Origin of the sequence: Zoogloea sp. (genome assembly GCF_017302315.1) — a bacterium.
Lineage (GTDB): Bacteria > Pseudomonadota > Gammaproteobacteria > Burkholderiales > Rhodocyclaceae > Zoogloea.
The window spans coordinates 1-20754 of the sequence record NZ_JAFLDT010000011.1 but is presented as its reverse complement, the minus strand read 5'-3'; the positions used below and the strand labels follow the sequence as shown (position 1 = coordinate 20754).

Below are 20754 nucleotides of genomic sequence, written 5' to 3'. Positions count from 1 at the left end.
CCGAAGATGTCCGACTCCTCATCCATCATTCCTCCCGACACCGCACGGGACATCATCGGTCGCTACAAGGCACGCCTCAAGAGTGGCGGAAGCAGCCTGCGCGCAGCCTACGAGACCCGTCCCCTGACGGACCCCATCCTGCGCGGACGCTCCCAGCTAGTGGATGGCGTGCTCGCGGACCTTTGGGCGGATTTCGGACTCCCTGCCTCGGCCACGCTGGTGGCCGTAGGCGGCTACGGACGCGAAGAACTCTTTCCCTGTTCTGACGTGGACCTGCTCTTCCTGCTTGAAGACGAGCCTGACGCCAACCTCGAAGAACGCCTGACGGGAATGATCGGTCTGATCTGGGATATCGGCCTCGAGATCGGCCACAGCGTGCGCACCATTGAGGGCTGCCTTGAGGAGGCCACCCTCGACGTGACGGTGATGACCAATCTGCTGGAAGCCCGCCGAGTCCTGGGCAACCCGGAACTGTTCGAGCGTTTCGAGACCCGTCTGCGCGGCGTTATCAACGCAGGACAGTTTTTCAAGGCAAAACGCCTGGAACAGGAACAGCGCTACACCCGCCACAACGAGACGCCCTACTCCCTGGAGCCAAACTGCAAGGAAAGCCCCGGAGGCCTGCGGGATCTGCAGATGATCGGCTGGATCAGCCGCGCCGCCGGCATGGGCACCCACTGGCGTGACCTTGCGCGGCATGGATTGGTGACGGACGACGAGGCCACCGAGCTGCGCGAGCTGGAGCGCTTTCTGCAGCACGCACGCATCCGCCTGCACCATCTCACGGGACGTCGGGAAGATCGCCTGCTTTTCGATCACCAGGAGAAACTCGCCCGCTGCTTCGGATTCGAGGCGACGGAAGCCCGCCGGGCCTCCGAAGTGTTCATGCAGGAGTACTACCGGACAGCCAAGAAGGTCACCCAGCTCAATACCATCCTGCTACTCAACTTCGGCGTCGAGTTCTTCCCCAATCGCTATCCCGCGGCCATCAACATCAATGACCGTTTCCAGTGCGTGCGTGAGCTGCTCGACGTTCGGGATGAAGGCGTATTCGACCGCCACCCCAGCGCCCTGCTCGAGTGCTTCCTGCTGCTTGAACAGCGCTCCGAACTCAAGGGGATGACAGCCCGCACGCTCCGCGCCCTGTGGCGCGGCCGCAAGCTGATCAACGCCGAATTCAGGCAGAACCCGGCAAATAGAGCGCTGTTTCTGCGCCTTCTGCAGCAAAAACGCGGCGTCGTGCATGAGATGCGGCGCATGAACCAGTACGGCATCCTGAGTTTCTACCTGCCGGCCTGGCGCCGCATCGTCGGCCAGATGCAGCACGACCTCTTTCACGTTTACACTGTGGATCAGCACATCCTCCAAGTGCTGCGCAACGTACGACGCTTCATGGTGGCGGAGCATGCCCACGAGTACCCCCTGCTGACCCGCCTGACCACAAGCTTCGAGAAGCCCTGGCTGATCTACATCGCGGCCCTGTTTCACGACATCGCCAAGGGTCGGGGCGGCGACCATTCAAAGCTGGGAATGAAGGATGCCCGGGATTTCTGTGAATCCCACGGCCTTGAGGAAAACGACACCCTGTTGGTTGAATGGCTGGTCCAGCATCATCTATCCATGTCCAACGTCGCCCAGAAGCAGGACATGTCTGACCTGGAAGTGATCCGCCGCTTCGCCAATCTCGCCGGGGACGAGCGCCGCCTCAACGCCCTCTACATCCTCACCCACGCCGATATCCGTGGCACCAGCCCGAAGGTCTGGAACGGCTGGAAGGGAAAGCTCCTGGAAGACCTGTTCTTTGCGGCCCAGCGCCTCCTCCGAGGCGCGACACCCCAGCAGGCACTGGGGACACCGATCCGCCAGGACGACGCACGCAACCTGCTGCGCTACTACGGCCTGCGCCCGGGCACCGAGGACAGCCTGTGGGACCAGCTCGACACCGTGTATTTCCTGCGCCACGATCCGGAGGAAATCGCCTGGCACGCCCGCATGCTGTATTACCGGGTCGTCACCGACGAGCCCGTCGTCAAGGCACGCCTCAGCCATGTGGGCGAGGGCCTGCAGGTGATGGTCTATATGAAGGATCAGCGCGACCTCTTCATGCGTCTGTGCGGCTTCTTCAGCCGGCTCGGCTTCTCGATTGCCGACGCCAAGATTCACACCACCCGACATGGCTACGCGCTGGACAGCTTCGTGCTGCTAGACCCGGGCCAGGAAGTACATTACCGGGATCTGATCACGCTTCTCGAACACGACCTCACCGAGCGCCTGGCGACCCATGCCCCGGTCGATCGGCCCGCCAGCGGACGCCTGTCGAGGGAGGTAAAACACTTTCCGATTACCCCCGAGATCAGCATCCGTCCCGACGAAAGGGGTCAGCATCACATCATGTCGGTAACCGCAGCTGACCGGCCTGGCCTGCTGTTCGGTGTTGCTGAAACCCTGGCCGCCTATGGCATCAACCTGCACACCGCCAAGATTGCCACCCTGGGCGAACGGGTTGAAGACACGTTCCTGATCAGCGGACCGGGCTTGTCCCAGGACGTCCAGGTACTCAAGATCGAATCTGATCTGCTCGAAAAACTGGCTGTCTGAACCAGAAGTCCGCGGCCGTCGGTCAATCGTCGGCCGTCATCATCCCGTTCGGAAAAAGGACATCTGTATAGCCGAAGCGGGAAAAGTCCCGCACCCGCATGGGATAGAGCACCCCATCCAGGTGATCACATTCGTGCTGCACCACGCGGGCATGGAAGCCCGTTGCCCGACGATCCAAGGGCCGCCCCTGCTCATCGAAACCCGCATAGTGCAGCTCCGTCCAGCGCGGAACCCAGCCACGCAGCCCGGGCACCGAAAGACACCCCTCCCAGCCCCCCTCCTCATCCTCCGAAAGCGGCGTCAGAACGGGATTGATCAGCACGGTATCGGGCACGCTCGAGGCATCCGGATAACGCGGGCTCGGACCACCACCAAATATCACCAGCCGGAGATCCACACCAATCTGCGGCGCCGCGAGCCCGGCGCCATTGAGATGGGCCATCGTGTCCCGCATATCCTGAATCAGGGCAAGGAGCTCGGGTGTGGCAAAGCGCTCAACGGGCGCAGCCCGACGCAGGAGCCGCGGATCACCCATCCGCAACACGTCGCGGATCATGCTTCGCAGATGTGGTCGAGCACCCTGCGCACCCGCCCCATCGCCTCCCTGAGCACCGTGTCGATGCTGTCAAAACAGATACCGGACGCACTCGCCGCGCGCCCGGCCGCATAGTTGGCAACCACGTTGATTGCCGCATAGGGAATTCCAAGCTCCCGAGCCAGAACGGCCTCCGGCATTCCAGTCATCCCCACCACGTCACAGCCATCCCGCTCGAGACGGTTGATCTCCGCCGCCGTCTCCAGCCGCGGCCCCTGGGTGGCGGCATACACCGCACCATCAGCAACAGCTTCGCCCGCCGCCGCCGCCGCGCGCAGAATTCTCTGGCGCAGGGCCTGCTCGTAAGGGTCGGTGAAGTCCACATGGACCACGGGCGCCTCGGAGCCCTCATGGAAAGTGCTCTTGCGACCCCAGGTGTAGTCGATGATCTGATGGGGTACCACGAGGGCGCCCGGACACAGGTCGGCGCGAATGCCGCCGACAGACGCCACCGAGATGATCGCGTCCACCTTGGCTTGGTGCAGGGCCCACAGATTTGCCTGGTAATTCACCCGGTGGGGCGGAATCGTGTGCCCATAGCCGTGCCGGGCAAGAAATACGACCGGCCGCGAGCACAAACGGCCGAAGGTGAGCGCACCGGACGGTTCGCCAAAAGGGGTGCGAACCACCTCCCGCCGGATCAAGTCCAGGGATGCAAGCTGCGTCAGGCCACTGCCGCCGATGATTGCCAGCATGTCCGGCTACTCCTCAATTTGGTGTCGGGCGCGAATCTTAGCACGGCGGGCAAGGCACCCCACCCATGCTGCAATGCGCAAAGACGTGCTAAAATCTCGGGTTTACAAGTACTTCCGGTATCCGACCCCATGTCCCGCGCCATTCGAAACATTGCCATCATCGCCCACGTCGACCACGGCAAGACCACCCTCGTCGACCAACTCCTGCGCCAGTCCGGCACTTTCCGTGAAAACCAGCAGGTCAGTGAACGGGTGATGGACAGCAACGACATCGAAAAGGAACGAGGCATCACGATCCTGTCGAAGAACTGCGCGATCCAGTACGGCGACACCCACATCAACATCGTCGACACCCCGGGCCATGCCGACTTCGGCGGCGAAGTGGAGCGCGTACTGTCCATGGTCGACAGCGTGCTGCTGCTGGTGGACTCCGTCGAAGGCCCCATGCCCCAGACCCGCTTCGTGACCCGCAAGGCCCTGGGCCTCGGTCTCAAGCCCATCGTCGTGATCAACAAGATCGACCGGCCGGGCGCCCGCCCCGACTGGGTCATCAACCATACCTTCGATCTGTTCGACAAGCTCGGCGCCACCGACGAGCAGCTCGACTTCCCCATCATCTACGCCTCCGGCCTCAACGGCTTCGCGATGGAGAATCTGGAAGACGAGCGTACCGACATGCGCCCCCTGTTCGAGGCCATCCTCAAGCACGTCCCCGCCCCCGAAGTGGACGCCGACGGCCCGCTGCAGATGCAGGTCTGCTCCCTCGACTACTCCACCTACATGGGGCAGATCGGCATCGGCCGCATCAAGCGTGGCCGCATCAAGCCCAATCAGGAAATCGTCGTCATGTACGGTGACGAGAACCGAGGCAAGGGCAAGGTCTCCCAGATCCTCACCTTCAAGGGCCTGGAGCGCTCCCCGGCCGAATCCGCCGAAGCAGGCGACATCGTGCTGGTGGCAGGCATCCAGCAGGTCAACATCGGTGTGACCCTGTGCGATCCGGAATGCCTTGAAGGCATGACCCCGATCGCCGTGGATGAACCCACCCTGACCATGAACTTCATGGTCAACTCCTCCCCGCTGGCCGGCCGTGAAGGCAAGTTCGTCACCAGCCGCCAGATCCGTGAGCGTCTCGAGAAGGAACTGCTGAAGAACGTCGCCCTGCGCGTCAACTTCACCAACGACTCGGACACCTTCGAAGTCTCCGGTCGCGGCGAACTGCACCTGACCATCCTGCTGGAGAACATGCGTCGGGAAGGCTACGAAATGGCTGTGGGCCGCCCCCGCGTGGTGTTCAAGGACATCGACGGCGTCAAGTGCGAGCCCTACGAAATGCTCACCGTCGACGTGGAAGAAGAGCACCAGGGCGGCGTGATGGAAGAACTCGGCCGCCGCCGCGGCGAACTGCAGGACATGGCGCCGGACGGCAAGGGCCGCGTGCGGCTCGAATACCGCATTCCGGCCCGCGGCCTGATCGGCTTCCAGGGAGAATTCCTGACCATGACCCGCGGTACCGGTCTGGCCAGCCACGTGTTCGACGACTACGGTCCGATGGGCGGCACCCTGGCCGAACGCCGCAACGGCGTGCTGATCTCCCAGAACGACGGCGAAGCCGTCGCCTATGCACTGTGGAACCTGCAGGATCGCGGCCGCATGTTCGTGAGCCCGGGCGACGCCCTGTACGAAGGCATGATCATCGGCATCCACACCCGCGACAACGATCTGGTGGTGAACCCGATCAAGGGCAAGCAGCTCACCAACGTGCGGGCCTCGGGCACTGACGAAGCCGTTCGCCTGATCAACCCGATCCAGCTGACCCTCGAATCCGCCATCGAATTCATTGCCGATGACGAAATTGTTGAGATCACCCCCAAGAGCATCCGCCTGCGCAAGCGCTTCCTCAAGGAACACGACCGCAAGCGTGCAGCCCGCGAAGAGGCATAAAAAAGCGCCTATCAGGCCGGGGCAACCCGGCCCGGGCAACAAAAAGCGCGGCTCGAGGGCCGCGCTTTTTGTTGCCTGCTCCTTAAGCGGGGTTCAAGCCCCCCGGACTCACACACGTGAGGCCAGGAAGGCCCCAAATTCCTCACCAACCTCCGGGTGCTTCAAGCCGAGCTCGACCGTTGCCTGCAGATAGCCCAGCTTTGAACCACAGTCATAGCGCACACCGCGGAACTGGTAGGCCAGCACAGCCTCCTCCTTGAGCAGCGAAGCAATGGCGTCGGTGAGCTGAAGCTCGCCACCGGCCCCGGGCTCGAGCTGTCGCAGATGATCGAAGATACGTCCGGTCAGAATGTAGCGCCCAATCACAGCCTGGGTGGACGGCGCCTCCTCAGGCTTGGGTTTCTCTACGATTCCGCTGACCCGCTGCACCTCACCGCTATCACGCTCGGTGCTGACAATACCGTACTGGCGAGTCTGTTCCCGGGGCACGTTCATCACGCCCAGCACGGAACAACGATGATAGTTGTAGACCTCGGCCATCTGCTGCATGACCGGCGATCCGCCCAGTGAATCCAGCAAATCATCGGCCAGCAGCACGGCAAAGGGCTCATCCCCCACCACCGAGGCGGCGCACAGCACCGCGTGCCCCAGGCCCAGCGCTTCGGCCTGACGGATATAGATGCAATTCACATGGGACGGGACAGTATCCCGGACGATCTTGAGGAGATCGGCCTTGCCACGCATCTCCAGTTCGGTTTCCAGTTCATACGCCTTGTCGAAATGGTCCTCGATGGCCCGCTTCGAGCGGCCCGTAATGAACACCAGATCAGTCATGCCCGCCGCCACGGCCTCCTCCACCGCGTACTGGATCAGCGGCTTGTCCACAATGGGCATCATTTCCTTCGGGCTGGCCTTGGTTGCCGGCAAGAAACGGCTGCCCAGACCCGCCACAGGAAAGACCGCTTTCGTCACCCTCTTCATCATCATTCTCCGAATAACATTCCCTGGCCGTCGGGCGCGCCCGCGTCGGCCGGCTTCAACAAGCAACGCAGCCCGTCCTCGTCCAGAATGGTGACGCCGAGTTGTTGCGCCTTTTCAAGCTTGCTGCCCGCATCACTACCCGCCACCACGTAATCCGTCTTCTTCGACACCGACCCCACCACCTTGCCGCCGGCAGCTTCGATCAAAGCAGTGGCCTTATCCCTGCTCAGGCTCGGCAGGGTTCCGGTCAGTACCACCTTCTTGCCATTCAGGGCACCGACCGATGGGCGGGCCGCCGGCTCCGTCTCGGGCCAGCGCATCTCCCGCTGCAGCACCGAGATCACCTCCCGGTTATGGGCTTCGGCCAGAAAATCGAGAATGCAATGGGCCACCACCGGCCCCACATCCGGCACTTCGAGCAATGCCACCTCGTTGGCCGCGAGGAAGAACTCAAGCTTGCCGAAATGGCGCGCCAGATCCTTGGCGGTCGTCTCCCCCACATTGCGGATGCCAAGGCCGAAGATGAAACGCGCAAGCGAGGTATCCCGGCTCTTGTCGATGGCCGCAAGCAGGTTGACCGCCGATTTCTCACCCATCCGCTCCAGCCCCGCCAGCACCTCCTGGCTCACCCGGGTCGGATCGTAAAGATCGGCCGGCGTGCGCACGATGCCGGCATTGACCAGCTGGTTGACGATCTGGTCACCCAGCCCGTCCACATCCACCGCCCGACGGCTCGCAAAGTGGAGCAGCGCCTGCTTGCACTGAGCCGGACAGAACAGCCCGCCCGTGCATCGGGCCACCGCCTCATCCTCACCCCGAACCACGTGGGAACCACATTCGGGGCACACATGGCCGATGGCCTCGAGCAGATCATAGCGGGGCAACTCGCCCTCCCGCCGCTCGGCAATCGGGCCGACCACCTCCGGGATCACGTCGCCCGCACGGCGCACGATCACCCAGTCACCGACCCGCACATCCTTGCGATCGATCTCCCCCTGGTTGTGCAGCGTCGCATTGGTCACCGTGACGCCACCGACAAACACCGGCTCCAGACGGGCCACCGGCGTGATCGCGCCCGTGCGCCCCACCTGCACATCGATACCCAGCAGGCGGGTCACCACCTCTTGGGCGGGGTATTTGTGGGCCACCGCCCAGCGGGGCTCCCTCGAGACGAAACCGAGGGTCTGCTGCAGATCAAGGCGGTCCACTTTGTACACCACCCCGTCGATGTCGAACGGCAGCGACTCCCGCAGGCCCGCCATCTCCTGATGGAAGCGTGCCAGCCCCTCCGGACCGTCCGCGCGGCATCGGTGCTCACACACGGGCAGGCCAAATGCGGCGAGGGCATCCAGCACCTCGGAATGCGTCGCCGGCATGGCCCACCCCTGCACCTCCCCGAGCCCGTAGGCAAAGAAGGACAAGGGACGCCTCGCAGTGATGCCAGGATCGAGTTGGCGCAGGCTACCCGCCGCGGCATTGCGTGGATTGACGAACACCTTTTGCCCGGCTGCCGCCTGGCTGGCATTGAGACGCTCGAAATCGTCACGACGCATGTAAATCTCGCCCCGCACCTCCAGTACCGCCGGCGCGGCTCCGCGCAGACGCAAGGGAATCCGGTGCACGGTGCGCACATTTGGCGTTACGTCCTCGCCGGTACTACCGTCACCCCGGGTCGCCGCCTGAACCAGCACACCGTGCTCGTAGCGCAGATTGATGGCCAAGCCATCAAACTTGAGCTCCGCCGCATAGGTGACGGGCGGCGCCGACACCTCCAGGCCGAGCGCACGCCGTACCCGGGCATCGAAGCTGACAGCCCCTTGATCGGTCGTATCGGTCTCGGTGTGGATGGACAGCATCGGCAGGGCATGGGCCACTGACGCAAGCTCGGATGAAGGACGCCCACCCACCCGCAAGGTCGGCGAGTCGGGGGTCAGAACCTCCGGATGAGCGGCTTCAAGATCCTGCAGATCCCGGAACAGGCGGTCATACTCGGCATCGGGAACCGTTGGCGCATCAAGAACGTAGTACGCGTACTCATGGCGCTCCAGCTCCGCGCGCAGGGCTGCAGCCCGTGCGGCTGGGTCCTCCAGACCTGACGTCATGGACAACGCAGATCAGGAGAACAGGCGGCGCGCCAGGGCCGAGCCCGGGGCGATACCGTACTCGGCCATCTGCCCCTGAAACTGCTCGATCTGCGCCCGGATCAGGCCGACGGCCTTGTCACCGAAGGGCGAACGATTGTCGTCCACCACCGCTCCGTTGAGGGCTTCAGCAAGTTGCTGGGCAACGGCCATCATGCGCTCAAAGACCCGCACCCCCTCAGCCACCCGGGGAACGTCGAGAGTCAGCGTAACGCCCTGGGTACTCAGGCCTCGCATTTCCTCGGCCACGAATGGACTGGGCTCAAGATTGCTCAACACGAACTGGCTGATGCCCAGCTCGTCTCGGGCATGGAAACAACCATCCTCCAGCAGTTCAAGCCCGGCGGCTTCTGCCAGACCACGCAGCTTGGTCCCGGCGAAAGCCTGATCCCGGGCCACCACGTTGACACCGATCTGGATATCCACGCCTGCACAGAAGCGATCAAGCTCGGCGGCCTGAGCCAGGGCCTCACCCTTGGCCGGCAGGGAGGGAATGGCCATAAAGATGTCGCACATGCGCTGCAATCCATCGGCAACGCGGGAAAGATCCGCATCAACGGCCGGACCACGACGGTCCACCAACTGCAGCGCCACGCACACCCAGTGATAACCACTTCCGCTGTTGGGGCCAACGACCTCCCAGCGATTGTCGGAATCGGAAAAACCAAACCATCGTACCGGCTTGTGAACGCCCTGGAGCTGCTCCGAGGCCGCTTGCCAGAGACGGCCTGCCACCACGGGTTCAATGGACTCGACGCGGACCACCCAGTCAGCCCGCTCGTCCACTTCGGGCGGCAGCAGGGGAGGCACCCTTCGGGCACTTGCATCCTTCACCGACTTGGCACTGGGCTGGACACGAACGGAGGCATCGGCACCCATCACCGGCTCAACTCGCTCCTTGGAGCCCACGCCCGTCGGCAACTCACTGAGTACGGGCTCTTGCGAACTCGCCGGCACAAGCGACTCCAGCGCCTTGCGCTGCTTGCGCTCCTGCCACTTGTTGAACGCAAAAATGCCGACGACCACAACACCGCCGACTCCGATCAGACCCATCTGCAACTCACTGATTGCCATCGATTTCCCTTGTTTCCCGGTCAGACTGCGCCGGCTTCGGCCAAACGCAGCGCTTCCTCGATATCCACTTCCACCACCCTCGACACCCCCTGCTCCTGCATCGTGACCCCCACTAGCTGCTGCGCGATCTCCATGGTGATCTTGCTGTGGCTGATGAACACGAACTGGGTCTGCGACGACATGCGCTTGACCATCCGGCAATAGCGCTCGGTATTCGAATCGTCAAGGGGTGCGTCGACCTCATCCAGCATGCAGAAAGGCGCGGGATTGAGCTGGAACATGGAAAATACCAGAGCAATCGCTGTCAGCGCCTTTTCGCCGCCCGAAAGTAGCTGGATCGAGCTGTTCTTCTTGCCCGGCGGCTGGGCCACGATGGAGATTCCCGCATCAAGGATCTCGTCACCGGTCAGGACCAAGCGCGCTTCGCCTCCTCCGAACAGCATGGGAAACAAGCTGCCGAAATGGCGATTGACCGTATTGTACGTCTCCTGAAGCTGCTCACGGGTTTCCCTGTCGATCCTCCGGATCGCATCCTCCAGCGTTTCAATGGCCCCAAGCAGGTCATCGCTCTGGGCATCCAGGTAGAACTTGCGCTCTGATGCCACCTTCAATTCATCCAGCGCGGCGAGATTGACGGAACCCAGATCGGCAATCTCCCGTCCCAGTCGAGCCACCTCGCGCTGAAGCGCCCCCTCCCGCAGATCGGGGGTGAGCAGCGGCGAAAGTGCGGCTTCGTCGGCCTTGGCCTCATCCAGCCGCGCCGCATGCTGGCCCTCTGCCATCTCGGCCGCCTGCACCCGCAGGCGCAGATCAGCCACCCGCTCCCGCTGGGGGGCGGCCGCATGTTCGGTACGCAGGCGTTCTTCTTCCAGTGCCCTCAAGCTGGCGTTGGCCTCTTCAAGTACGTTGCGGCATGCCGCCAGTGCAGTCTCACGCACCGTCCGCTGACCGACAGACTCCTGCAGGGCGGCGGCCACCGACACCTCGTCAATCTCGAGGAGAGACTCGCGGCGCTCCACCAGCTCATCGGCGATGCGCGCAAGCTGCTCGGCGGCCAGCGCCCGGTTACGCTCGATATCCTCCAGTTTGCTGCGGCACTCCCGCTCGGAGTGACGGGCTTCCTGCAGCTCCCGCGCCAGGGCCTGCTCGAGGGCGCGGGTTTCGCGCAGGGCGCTGTCCCGCTCCCGACGCACCGCCTCCGCCGCTTCCAGACGGCCGCGCTGCAAGTCTGCCATCTCGCGGCTGCGCTCGAGTTCGGTTTCGGAACGCATCAGTCGGTCCCGCTCGGCCTGCTCACCATGGGCAATCTCACCCAGGTCGCGGTCGATCTGGCCGCAGCGCTCCTCATAGCGCATCCGGGCCTGATTGAGCTTCAGCACCTCGACCTGCTCGGCATGCACACGGGCCTGGAGAGCCTGGGCATCGCGGCGCAGGCTGGCAATGGACTCCTGCAGGCGGCTCGCCAGGGCTTCCGCCTCGGCCACCGTCCCGTGGGCCATGGCGGCCTCATCCTGGGCGGCCGTCACTTCGGCGCTCAGGTGCTCAATCTCCCGCTGACGTTCGATGACCCCGTGGGTGCGTGAATCCGGCGCATAGTGGCTGAGGGCATGGCGATCAAGGAGCCGGCCCTCCCGCGACACCAGCATCGTGCCGACAGGCAGTTCGCTACGCCGCCCCAGCCAGACGGACAGATCGTCGGCGACGAAAACCCGACCCAGCCAGGCATTCAGGATCTCGGCAAGTTCGGCATCGGCTTCCACCAGGGCGCCCAGCGGACGCGTGCCCGCTGGCGCATCACCTCCATCGGCCGCCGGGACGACCCCGGGGAGCAAAAAGGCCACGGCTCCGGGCACCTTGTCGGCCAGCGCAGCCAGGGCGGCCTGCCCATCCACCGCGGGCAGCGCAGCCAGCCGCTCCCGCAGAACGGCCTCGACGGCCAGCTCCCAACCGGCTTCGACACGAATGCGCTGCCACAGGGGCGTGAGCCCATCCAGGTGATGCCGCTTGAGCCAATCGCCCAGCTGCCCCTGCACCTGCACCTTGCCCTGCAGTTGCACCAGGGCCTCGCGGCGCGCCCGCAGTTCCGTGGCCCGGCGCTGGGCCTGGCGCTCAGCCTCGACGGCGTGCTTGAGCGCCTGCTGGGCAGCGGGCACCTCGGCATTGCGTTCGGCCAGCTCTGCCTGGGCGCGGGACAGGCTGTCCTCGACCTCCTCCAGCATCGCCTCCCGCTCAGCCACCTGGCGCAGATCCGGAGCCTGCACGACCGACTGCTCCTGCTGCAGCCGCACGCGACGCTGGGACAAGGCTTCAAGGGTTCGCTCGCTGCTCACCCGGTGCGCCTCCTCCACTCGGATCTGCTGCTCGGCGTGGTTCAGTTCCCGACGCACGGCAGCGGCGGTGGCATCGGCTGCGCGCAGGGCTTCTTCGGCCTCGGGCAAGCGCTCACCAACCTCGCCGTGACGGGCCTCCGCCTGCTCCACCCTTATGCCTGCATGCTCAAGCAACCCGCTCCAGCGCTCGCCGTCGGCCACCAGGGCATCAAGCTGACTGCGCCACTGGGCGTCGTCGCGCTCGAGCTGGGCCAGCCGGCTCTCCAGGATGCGGCGGCTATCGCGGAGGCGGGCAAGCTCACCCTCCAGGCGGGTCAGCTCGGCACTCACCGTGTAGAGCGCCTCCTGGGCGAGCTGCACGCCTTCATTGGCCCCTAGCTGCGCATCGCGGGCCGTCTCAAGCTGGCCCTCGAGGGTCTGCAGGTGGGTAGAGTCTGCCTCGATGCGCCGAGTCGCTTCAGCCAACTCATCCGACAAGCGGGCGCGCTCTGCCCGCGCCTCGTTACGCTTCATCAGCCACAACAGGTTCTGACGCTCGGACAGGCTGGCATTGAGCTGCCGATACTTCTCGGCAACCGCAGCCTGAGTCTCGAGCTTGCCGATCTGCTGGCCAAGCTCGTTACGGATGTCTTCAAGGCGGGTCAGGTTGTCCCGGGCATCGGACAGGCGCCCTTCGGTCTCGCGGCGCCGCTCCCGGTACTTGGTCACCCCCGCCGCCTCTTCGAGGAAGCCTCGCACTTCTTCAGGCTTGGCCTCGATGATGCGGGAGATCATGCCCTGCTCGATGATGGCGTAGGCCCGCGGGCCAAGACCCGTCCCGAGGAACAGGTCGATCACGTCCTTGCGCCGGACCTGCACCCCGTTGATGTAGTAAGTGGACTCGCCGCTACGATCGAGCACCCGCTTCACCGCCACCTCGGCATAGGGCTTCCACTGGCCGGCGGCCCTGCCTTCGGCGTTGTCGAACACCAGTTCGACGCTGGCCCGGGACACCGGTTTGCGCGTCGTCGAGCCGTTGAAGATGACGTCCATCATCGACCCCCCGCGCAGGGCCGAGGCCCGCGACTCGCCCAGCACCCAGCGCACGGCATCGATGATGTTCGACTTGCCGCAACCGTTCGGACCGACGACGCCCACCAGATTGCCGGGCGTGAGCACGGTGGTCGGGTCTACGAAGGTCTTGAAACCGGCAAGCTTGAGTTTGGCCAGGCGCACGTATTCAGGGGGTCAGAAAGACTTCGGCGAGCGGATGCTGCACCGCCACATTAACGACGGCCGCTATAATAACATCAGCCAAAAAAGCGGCTACCGGGTGCCATCCACTTGCCCGTCGGGATCACGCGCAGCCCGGCTGATCGGCCGAGCGGGCACCCGCTCCGGGCCCGCCCGGCCCCATGACCCCCGCCCGTTTCGGGCCGATTACAGGATACCTTCCCAACGTGAATCCGCACCTCCAGGATCTTCATCCCTATCCTTTCGAGAAGCTGCGCACCCTCTTCGAGGGTATTGTTCCCCCCGCCGGTCTGTCGGCGATCCGCCTTTCCATTGGCGAGCCCCAACATGCAACGCCCGGGCTCATCCGCCAGGCCCTGGTGGACAACCTGGGCGGCCTCGCCAGCTACCCCACCACCCAGGGCTCCGACGCCCTGCGCCAGTCCATCGCTGGCTGGCTGGATCGGCGCTATCGCCTGCCGGGGGTCAATCCGGTAACCCAGGTCTTGCCGGTCAACGGCTCTCGGGAGGCCCTCTTCGCCTTTGCCCAGTGCGTGATCGACTGCTCCCGGCCCGATGCTCTGGTGATCTGCCCGAATCCGTTCTATCAGATCTACGAAGGTGCAGCCTATCTGGCCGGCGCCCGGCCCTACTTCGTCAATAACCTGCCGGACGACCGCTTTGCCTCCGATTTTGCCAGCGTGCCGGAATCGGACTGGCAGCGCGTGCAACTCGTCTATGTCTGCTCGCCCGGTAACCCCACCGGCCGCGTCCTGTCCCTGGAGGAGTGGAAGCAGCTCTTCGACCTGTCGGACTGCTACGGTTTCGTCATCGCCGCCGACGAGTGCTATTCCGAGATCTACTTCGATGACGCCCATCTGCCCATCGGCGGGCTTGAGGCCGCCCATCGCCTGGGCCGCAGCGACTTCCGCAACGTGGTGATGTTCTCCAGCCTGTCGAAGCGCTCCAACGTGCCCGGCATGCGCTCGGGCTTCGTGGCCGGCGATGCGGGCATCCTCAAGAAATTACTACTCTACCGCACCTACCACGGCTGCGCCATGAGCCCCACCGTACAGGCCGCCTCAGCGGCAGCCTGGAACGACGAAGCCCACGTGGCCGAGAACCGGCGCCTGTACCGCGAGAAATTCGACCTCATCACGCCAATGATCGCGGCCCACCTGGACGTGGAACTTCCGGATGCGGGCTTCTATCTATGGGCCCGGGTGGACCGACTCGGACTTTCCGATACCGAGTTCGCCCGGCGCTTGCAGGCCGAATATAATGTGACAGTTCTGCCCGGCAGCTACCTCGCGCGGGAAGCCCACGGGATCAATCCCGGAGCCGGTTTCGTGCGCATTGCCCTCGTTGCCGATCTGGCAGAGTGTGTCGAGGCAGCACACCGCATCGTCTCCTTCGCCCAACAACTTTCGAATAAACCATGAGCGTTCAAATGCACATCACGCCCCACCACGAGAACCCCTTTGCCACCCTGATCGAGGAACTGTGGGAGCGCCGCACCGACCTGTCGGCCGCCAGTGCCACCAAGGAGCAGATCGAGGTCATCGAGCACGTGATCGAAGAACTGGACGAGGGCAAGCTGCGCGTCGCCGAGAAGATCAACGGCGAATGGGTGACCCACCAGTGGATCAAGAAGGCCGTGCTGCTTTACTTCCGCACCCATGACAACAAGATCATGGAGGGTGGCGATACCCGTTACTACGACAAAGTCCCGACCAAGTTCGACAACTACGACGCCCACGATTTCGCCGCAGGCGGCTTCCGCGTGGTACCCAACGCCGTGGCTCGCAAGGGCAGCTTCATCGGCAAGGGCGTCGTGCTCATGCCTTCCTACGTGAATATCGGCGCCTATGTGGATGAAGGCACCATGGTGGACACCTGGGCTACCGTCGGCTCCTGCGCCCAGATCGGCAAGAACGTGCACCTCTCCGGCGGCGTCGGCATCGGTGGCGTACTTGAGCCCCTGCAGGCCAACCCGACCATCATTGGTGACAACTGCTTCATCGGCGCCCGCTCCGAAGTGGTCGAAGGCGTGATCGTGGAAGACAACTGCGTCATCTCCATGGGCGTCTATATCGGCCAGAGCACCAAGATCTACGACCGCGCCACCGGCGAAGTCCACTACGGCCGTATTCCCGCCGGCTCCGTGGTGGTCAGCGGCAACCTGCCCTCCGCCGACGGCAAGTACAGCCTGTACTGTGCCGTGATCGTCAAGAAGGTGGACGCCCAGACTCGCGCCAAGACCAGCATCAACGAACTCCTGCGCGACTGACGACTCCAGCGGGCCGCCATCCCGGCGGCCCCTTCCCTTCCGGGCAGCCCGATGATCATCGACAAGCTATTCGCGCTGATGGCCGAAAAGAAGGCCTCGGACATCTTCATTACCGTCGGCACCCCGATTCACATCAAAATCGACGGCAACACACTGCCCATCAATCAGCAGGCCATGGATCCCACGATGATCCATCGCATGGCCTACGAAATGATGAACCCGGAGCAAACCGAGCGCTTCGAGCGATTCAAGGAGATGAACCTCTCCTTTGGCCGGCGGGACATGGGCAACTTCCGGGTGAACATCTTCTGGCAGCGCAACAGCATCGCCATCGTGGTGCGCTACATCCTCGGCGAGATTCCCCGGCTCGACACCCTTGGCCTCCCATCCGTGCTTTCCGAGGTCATCATGGAGAAGCGCGGTCTGGTGCTGGTGGTTGGCGCCACCGGTTCGGGCAAGTCCACCACCATTGCGTCGATGCTGGATCATCGCAACGAGAACCGCTCGGGCCACATCCTGACCATCGAGGATCCGATCGAATACCTGTTCAAGCACAAGATGTCGATCGTCAATCAGCGTGAGATCGGCGCCGACACCCTTGACTGGCAGAATGCCCTGCGCAGCGCCATGCGCCAGGCCCCCGACTGCATCCTGATTGGCGAGATCCGTGATCGGGAAACCATGAGCGCAGCGCTCGCCTATGCCCAGACCGGACACTTGTGCCTGGCCACCCTGCATGCCAACAATGCCTATCACGCCCTCAACCGGATCTTCAGCTTTTTTCCGCTGGACGGGCGTGCCCTGCTGTCCCTCGACCTGGCGGCAACGCTCAAGTGCATCGCATCCCAGCGCCTGATCAAGCGGCCCGACGGTGGCCGGATCCCCGCCGTGGAAATCCTGCTCAACACCCGCCAGGTGGCCGAGCTGATTGAGCGCGGTGAGATCTCTGCCATCCGTGAAGCCATGGAGCAGAGCCTCGCCCAAGGCTCACGCACCTTCGAACAGGATCTGTTCCGCCTGTTCAAGGACAGGGTCATCACCCTCGAGGAAGCCCTGGCCAACTCCGACTCACCGACCAACCTGTCCTGGCTGATCAACAACGCCCAGTTCGGCAACGGCAACAGCGAGAAATCCAGCCGATCCCCGTCCACCATCGACTTCGAGCAGACCGAGCCGGATGGCGCGTCCTTCCGCGAATTCACCCTCGAGCTCGACGACGACTGACCACAATAAAATCATGACTGCACCCCAAACATCAGGGAACCCCACCCTGGCCCTGGCCTGTGAACTGATCTCACGCCCGTCAGTCACGCCCGAAGACGCTGGCTGCCTCGAACTGATCAGCGCACGCCTGGCCCCCCTCGGCTTCCTCTGCGAGCGCATCGACAGCAGCGGTGTATGCAACCTCTGGGCGCGCCGTGGCACGGCTCGCCCCCTCGTGGTCTTCGCCGGTCACACGGATGTGGTGCCCACCGGCCCGCTGGACGCATGGACGTCCAACCCCTTCGAGCCTACCGAGCGGGACGGCCAACTTTTTGGCCGCGGCGCGGCCGACATGAAATCGTCCCTGGCCGCCTTCGTCACCGCCATCGAGGACTTCGTCGCCACCAATCCGGAGCACGCCGGCTCCATCGCCCTGCTGCTCACCTCGGACGAAGAGGGCGACGCCACCCACGGCACCACCTTGGTCGTGGAAGCCCTCAAGGCGCGCGGTGAAGTCCTCGATTACTGCATCGTCGGTGAACCCACCTCGGTGGACACCCTCGGCGACATGATCAAGAACGGACGGCGCGGCAGCCTGTCCGGCAAGCTCACCGTCAAGGGCGTGCAGGGGCACATCGCCTACCCGCAACTGGCCCGCAACCCGATCCATCTGGCAGCACCAGCCCTGGCCGAGCTTGCCTCCATCGCCTGGGACCAGGGCAACGAGTACTTCCCGCCCACCTCCTGGCAGATGTCCAACATCAAGGCCGGCACCGGTGCCACCAACGTCATCCCCGGCACCCTGGAGGTGATGTTCAACTTCCGCTTCGCCACCGTGCACACCGCCGATGAGCTCAAGGCCAAGGTCCATGCCATCCTGGACAGCCACGGCCTCGACTACGATCTGGCCTGGACCCTCGGCGGCAAGCCCTTCCTGACCCCCCGTGGCGCGCTGGTGGCCGCCATGGAGGACGCCGTGCGCGACACCCTGGGCCTGACGCCTGAGCTGTCCACCACCGGCGGCACCTCGGACGGCCGCTTCATCGCGGAGATCTGCCCGCAGGTCGCCGAGTTCGGGCCGGTCAATGCAACGATCCACAAGCTCAACGAGTGCATCTCTGTCGACGCCGTTGCCCCCCTGTCGGACATCTACCGGCGCATCCTTGAAAACCTGCTGACCCGATCGGAAACGGCATGACCCACGACGACCACGACACCCCCTTCGACGACGAGCACCACGAGCACGAGCATGGCCCCCTGGCCGAGCTCGTCACCGTTCGCGACTGGATCCGCTACGCCGTGACCCGCTTCAACCGGGCCGGCTGCTTCTACGGTCACGGCCTGCAGGACGCCTATGACGAAGCGGTGTACCTGGTGCTCCACACCCTCGCCCTGCCCCTCGATCGGCTCGACCCCTTCCTGGACGCCTGCATCCCCAGCGACGAGCGGGAGGCCATCTACGAGGTCATCGAGAAGCGCGCGGTCGACCGCCTGCCTGCCGCCTACATCACCGGCGAGGCCTGGCTGGGCGACTTCCGCTTCCAGGTGGACCCGCGGGTCATCATTCCCCGCTCCTACTTCGCCGAATTGCTGCAGGACGGCTTCAGCCCCTGGATCCAGGACCCCGAGGCGGTAAGCCTGGCGATGGACATGTGCACGGGCTCAGGCTGCCTTGCCATCCTGATGGCCCACGCCTTCCCCAACGCCCACATCGTCGCCGTGGACATCTCCGAAGACGCCCTCGATGTGGCCCGCGCCAACATCGCTGACTACGGGCTCGAAGATCGCATCACCCTGGTGCTCTCCGATGGCTTCAAGGCAGTCCCGGAGCAGGCCTTCGACTTCATCCTCAGCAACCCGCCCTACGTGACCCGTGAGGCCATGGAGGCGCTGCCCCCGGAATACCTGCATGAACCCGGACTAGCCCTGGGGTCGGGGGAGGATGGACTCGACCTGGTGCGCAAGCTGCTCGCCGATGCCTCCCGCTACCTCAAGCCAGAGGGCATTCTGGCCGTAGAGGTGGGCCATAACAGGTCCATCATGGATGATGCGTTCCCGCAACTCGCACCGACCTGGCTCTCTGCCCCGAGTGGTGATGACAAAGTGTTTTTGCTGACTGCCGGTCAATTGTTGTAAAAGTCACCAAATTTGCTAATTTGATCAAGTCTTTTCCAGCCGTGCCGTACTTATGATCTTGCTTGGGGCTGAATCACAATTCAGCCCCTCATCCGATGCGAATCGAAAAAAACACAAAAGCAAGATCAAGGAGTCTATATGGCGACCGATCGCCCCATCCTCCTCGTTGAGGACAACCCCGACGACGAAGCCCTGACCCTCAGGGCATTCAGCAAAAACAAGATCGCCAACCAGGTCGTCGTGGCCAGAGACGGTGTCGAGGCGCTCGACTACCTTTTCTGCAGCGGGCAATACTCGAACCGGGACAGCCTCATCATGCCGGCCTTTGTGCTGCTTGACCTGAAGCTGCCGCGTATCGATGGACTGGAGGTGCTACGGCGTATCCGGGCCGACGAAAGGACAGCCCTGTTGCCGGTGGTGGTGCTGACGACCTCGAAGGAGCACCAGGACATCTTCGAGGCCTATCGACTGGGCGCCAACAGTTACATCCGCAAACCGGTGGATTTCGAGCGTTTCCTGCAGGCGGTGGGGCAATTGGGGCTCTACTGGCTGTCCCTCAATGAACCCTCCGATCCGGGCTCGCGCTGAGCCGCAGGTCCTACAACAGGCTTTCGATGTCTTCACCCAGGGCGGCGGGTGAAGTCGTCGGAGCGTAGCGATGCACGGGCAACCCCGCCCGATTGATCAGAAACTTGGTGAAATTCCACTTGATGGCCTGACTGCCCAGCACACCGGGGCAAGCGGCCTTCAGGTATTTGAACAGCGGATGCGCCCCATCCCCATTCACGTCCACCTTGTCGGCCATCACGAAGCTGACGCCGAAATTCCGCTGACAGAAGCGGCCTATCTCCTCTGCACCAGCGGGCTCCTGGGCACCGAACTGATTGCACGGAAAACCCACCACGACCAGCCCCCGGCCGGAGTAGGCCTCATGAAGCGCCTGCAGGCCCGCATACTGGGGCGTGAACCCGCAGTGGCTGGCCGTATTGGCGATCAGGATGACCCGCCCCCTGAAATCCGAAAAGCGGATCAGGTCGCCGGAAAGGCCCCGGGCTTCAAAGCCCAGAACGCCTTCGTCCGGCACGGCAAGATTCACTCCACTTCCTCGATCCAGGCCTGCTGAATGGCTTCCAGCACGCGCTCACCGCAGTGCTTCGGGTCGTCGTCGAACTCAGGCAAGGCCATGACCCACTTCATCAGATCGACAAAGTTGAGCTTGAGGGGATCTACATCCGGGTGGGCCTCGGACAGTTGGATCGCGATCTCCTGAACTTCAGTCCACTTCATCCCCGCTTACCTTCCTTGACCATGTTGATGGAGTATTTCGGAATCTCGACCGTCAGCGGCGTCTCGCCGATGATGGCCTGACAGGACAGACGGGAGGTCGGCTCCAGGCCCCAGGCCTTGTCGAGCAGATCCTCCTCGAGCTCCTCGGCGGGCTCCAGGCTGTTGAACCCATCGCGCACGACCACGTGGCAGGTCGTGCACGCACAGGACTTCTCGCAGGCGTGGTCGATGAGGATGTCGTTGAGCAGCAGGGCGTCACAGACCGACT

Annotated in this window: 17 protein-coding genes; 8 read left to right on the top strand and 9 right to left on the bottom strand. The window is 63.8% G+C overall.

Features of this window, described 5'->3' with window-relative positions; genetic code table 11:
* Positions 1–6: 6 nt before the first annotated feature.
* Positions 7–2598, top strand: a complete 2592-nt coding sequence (locus J0L98_RS05875; RefSeq protein WP_296410628.1) for a [protein-PII] uridylyltransferase — start codon at positions 7–9, stop codon at positions 2596–2598.
* 22 nt (positions 2599–2620) lie between these two features.
* Here the strand turns inward: J0L98_RS05875 and def are convergent, their stop codons facing one another.
* Both def and J0L98_RS05865 read right to left on the bottom strand, forming a co-directional pair.
* The gene (gene def, locus J0L98_RS05870; RefSeq protein ID WP_296410625.1) at positions 2621–3154 is read right to left on the bottom strand and encodes a peptide deformylase; all 534 of its coding nucleotides are present in this window, start codon (positions 3152–3154) and stop codon (positions 2621–2623) included.
* Positions 3151–3888 (bottom strand): S-methyl-5'-thioinosine phosphorylase, encoded by a 738-nt coding sequence (locus tag J0L98_RS05865; RefSeq protein ID WP_296410624.1) that lies wholly within the window; start codon positions 3886–3888, stop codon positions 3151–3153. Before J0L98_RS05865 ends, def begins: the two co-directional genes overlap by 4 nt.
* 129 nt (positions 3889–4017) lie before the next feature.
* On the opposite strand from J0L98_RS05865, the gene typA reads away from it, so the two are divergent.
* Positions 4018–5832: a translational GTPase TypA gene (gene typA / locus J0L98_RS05860; protein WP_296410623.1), complete on the top strand. Its 1815-nt coding sequence runs from the start codon at positions 4018–4020 to the stop codon at positions 5830–5832.
* Positions 5833–5940: 108 nt separating this feature from the next.
* Here typA and galU read toward each other — a convergent pair whose 3' ends face one another.
* The 4 genes from galU to smc are packed head-to-tail and all read right to left on the bottom strand — an operon-like array spanning position 5941 to position 13573.
* Positions 5941–6813: a UTP--glucose-1-phosphate uridylyltransferase GalU gene (galU, locus tag J0L98_RS05855; RefSeq protein WP_296410694.1), complete on the bottom strand. Its 873-nt coding sequence runs from the start codon at positions 6811–6813 to the stop codon at positions 5941–5943.
* A 2-nt stretch (positions 6814–6815) separates the two neighbouring features.
* Complete coding sequence (ligA, locus tag J0L98_RS05850) at positions 6816–8915, bottom strand: NAD-dependent DNA ligase LigA (protein WP_296410622.1); 2100 nt, start codon at positions 8913–8915, stop codon at positions 6816–6818.
* 12 nt (positions 8916–8927) lie between these two features.
* A complete protein-coding gene (locus J0L98_RS05845) occupies positions 8928–10007 on the bottom strand; it encodes a cell division protein ZipA C-terminal FtsZ-binding domain-containing protein (protein WP_296410621.1) in 1080 nt (359 codons plus the stop codon).
* A gap of 41 nt (positions 10008–10048) precedes the next feature.
* Complete coding sequence (gene smc / locus J0L98_RS05840; protein ID WP_296410620.1) at positions 10049–13573, bottom strand: chromosome segregation protein SMC; 3525 nt, start codon at positions 13571–13573, stop codon at positions 10049–10051.
* A 224-nt stretch (positions 13574–13797) separates the two neighbouring features.
* Between smc and dapC the strand changes: the two genes are divergently transcribed.
* The 6 genes from dapC (at position 13798) to J0L98_RS05810 (ending at position 19787) form a co-directional block, all read left to right on the top strand.
* Complete coding sequence (gene dapC / locus J0L98_RS05835; protein ID WP_296410619.1) at positions 13798–15012, top strand: succinyldiaminopimelate transaminase; 1215 nt, start codon at positions 13798–13800, stop codon at positions 15010–15012.
* A gap of 8 nt (positions 15013–15020) precedes the next feature.
* A complete protein-coding gene (gene dapD, locus J0L98_RS05830; RefSeq protein ID WP_296410618.1) occupies positions 15021–15860 on the top strand; it encodes a 2,3,4,5-tetrahydropyridine-2,6-dicarboxylate N-succinyltransferase in 840 nt (279 codons plus the stop codon).
* Between the two features lie 51 nt (positions 15861–15911).
* Positions 15912–17084, top strand: coding sequence for a PilT/PilU family type 4a pilus ATPase (locus tag J0L98_RS05825; RefSeq protein WP_296410617.1), 1173 nt, complete (start codon positions 15912–15914; stop codon positions 17082–17084).
* A gap of 13 nt (positions 17085–17097) precedes the next feature.
* A complete protein-coding gene (gene dapE / locus J0L98_RS05820; protein ID WP_296410616.1) occupies positions 17098–18261 on the top strand; it encodes a succinyl-diaminopimelate desuccinylase in 1164 nt (387 codons plus the stop codon).
* Positions 18258–19199, top strand: a complete 942-nt coding sequence (prmB, locus tag J0L98_RS05815) for a 50S ribosomal protein L3 N(5)-glutamine methyltransferase (protein ID WP_296410615.1) — start codon at positions 18258–18260, stop codon at positions 19197–19199. The genes dapE and prmB overlap by 4 nt, the downstream gene beginning before the upstream one ends.
* 138 nt (positions 19200–19337) lie before the next feature.
* Positions 19338–19787: a response regulator gene (locus tag J0L98_RS05810; protein ID WP_169145028.1), complete on the top strand. Its 450-nt coding sequence runs from the start codon at positions 19338–19340 to the stop codon at positions 19785–19787.
* A gap of 10 nt (positions 19788–19797) precedes the next feature.
* On the opposite strand, the gene J0L98_RS05805 is transcribed toward J0L98_RS05810, so the two are convergent.
* The 3 genes from J0L98_RS05805 to fdx form a co-directional block, all read right to left on the bottom strand.
* On the bottom strand, positions 19798–20265 hold the full coding sequence (locus J0L98_RS05805) for a glutathione peroxidase (protein ID WP_296410692.1): 468 nt from the start codon (positions 20263–20265) through the stop codon (positions 19798–19800).
* Between the two features lie 26 nt (positions 20266–20291).
* A complete protein-coding gene (iscX, locus tag J0L98_RS05800; protein WP_296410613.1) occupies positions 20292–20486 on the bottom strand; it encodes a Fe-S cluster assembly protein IscX in 195 nt (64 codons plus the stop codon).
* On the bottom strand, positions 20483–20754 hold a 272-nt coding region (gene fdx / locus J0L98_RS05795), incomplete at its 5' end, for an ISC system 2Fe-2S type ferredoxin (RefSeq protein ID WP_296410611.1). The genes iscX and fdx, both read right to left, overlap by 4 nt.

What these genes read in the sequence shown, in the direction of transcription:
- J0L98_RS05875 (WP_296410628.1), top strand. Translation starts at nt 7, where the DNA reads ATGTCCGACTCCTCATCCATCATTCCTCCCGACACCGCACGGGACATC.
- def (WP_296410625.1), bottom strand. Translation starts at nt 3,154, where the DNA reads ATGATCCGCGACGTGTTGCGGATGGGTGATCCGCGGCTCCTGCGTCGG.
- J0L98_RS05865 (WP_296410624.1), bottom strand. Translation starts at nt 3,888, where the DNA reads ATGCTGGCAATCATCGGCGGCAGTGGCCTGACGCAGCTTGCATCCCTG.
- typA (WP_296410623.1), top strand. Translation starts at nt 4,018, where the DNA reads ATGTCCCGCGCCATTCGAAACATTGCCATCATCGCCCACGTCGACCAC.
- galU (WP_296410694.1), bottom strand. Translation starts at nt 6,813, where the DNA reads ATGAAGAGGGTGACGAAAGCGGTCTTTCCTGTGGCGGGTCTGGGCAGC.
- ligA (WP_296410622.1), bottom strand. Translation starts at nt 8,915, where the DNA reads ATGACGTCAGGTCTGGAGGACCCAGCCGCACGGGCTGCAGCCCTGCGC.
- J0L98_RS05845 (WP_296410621.1), bottom strand. Translation starts at nt 10,007, where the DNA reads ATGGGTCTGATCGGAGTCGGCGGTGTTGTGGTCGTCGGCATTTTTGCG.
- dapD (WP_296410618.1), top strand. Translation starts at nt 15,021, where the DNA reads ATGCACATCACGCCCCACCACGAGAACCCCTTTGCCACCCTGATCGAG.
- J0L98_RS05825 (WP_296410617.1), top strand. Translation starts at nt 15,912, where the DNA reads ATGATCATCGACAAGCTATTCGCGCTGATGGCCGAAAAGAAGGCCTCG.
- dapE (WP_296410616.1), top strand. Translation starts at nt 17,098, where the DNA reads ATGACTGCACCCCAAACATCAGGGAACCCCACCCTGGCCCTGGCCTGT.
- prmB (WP_296410615.1), top strand. Translation starts at nt 18,258, where the DNA reads ATGACCCACGACGACCACGACACCCCCTTCGACGACGAGCACCACGAG.
- J0L98_RS05810 (WP_169145028.1), top strand. Translation starts at nt 19,338, where the DNA reads ATGGCGACCGATCGCCCCATCCTCCTCGTTGAGGACAACCCCGACGAC.
- iscX (WP_296410613.1), bottom strand. Translation starts at nt 20,486, where the DNA reads ATGAAGTGGACTGAAGTTCAGGAGATCGCGATCCAACTGTCCGAGGCC.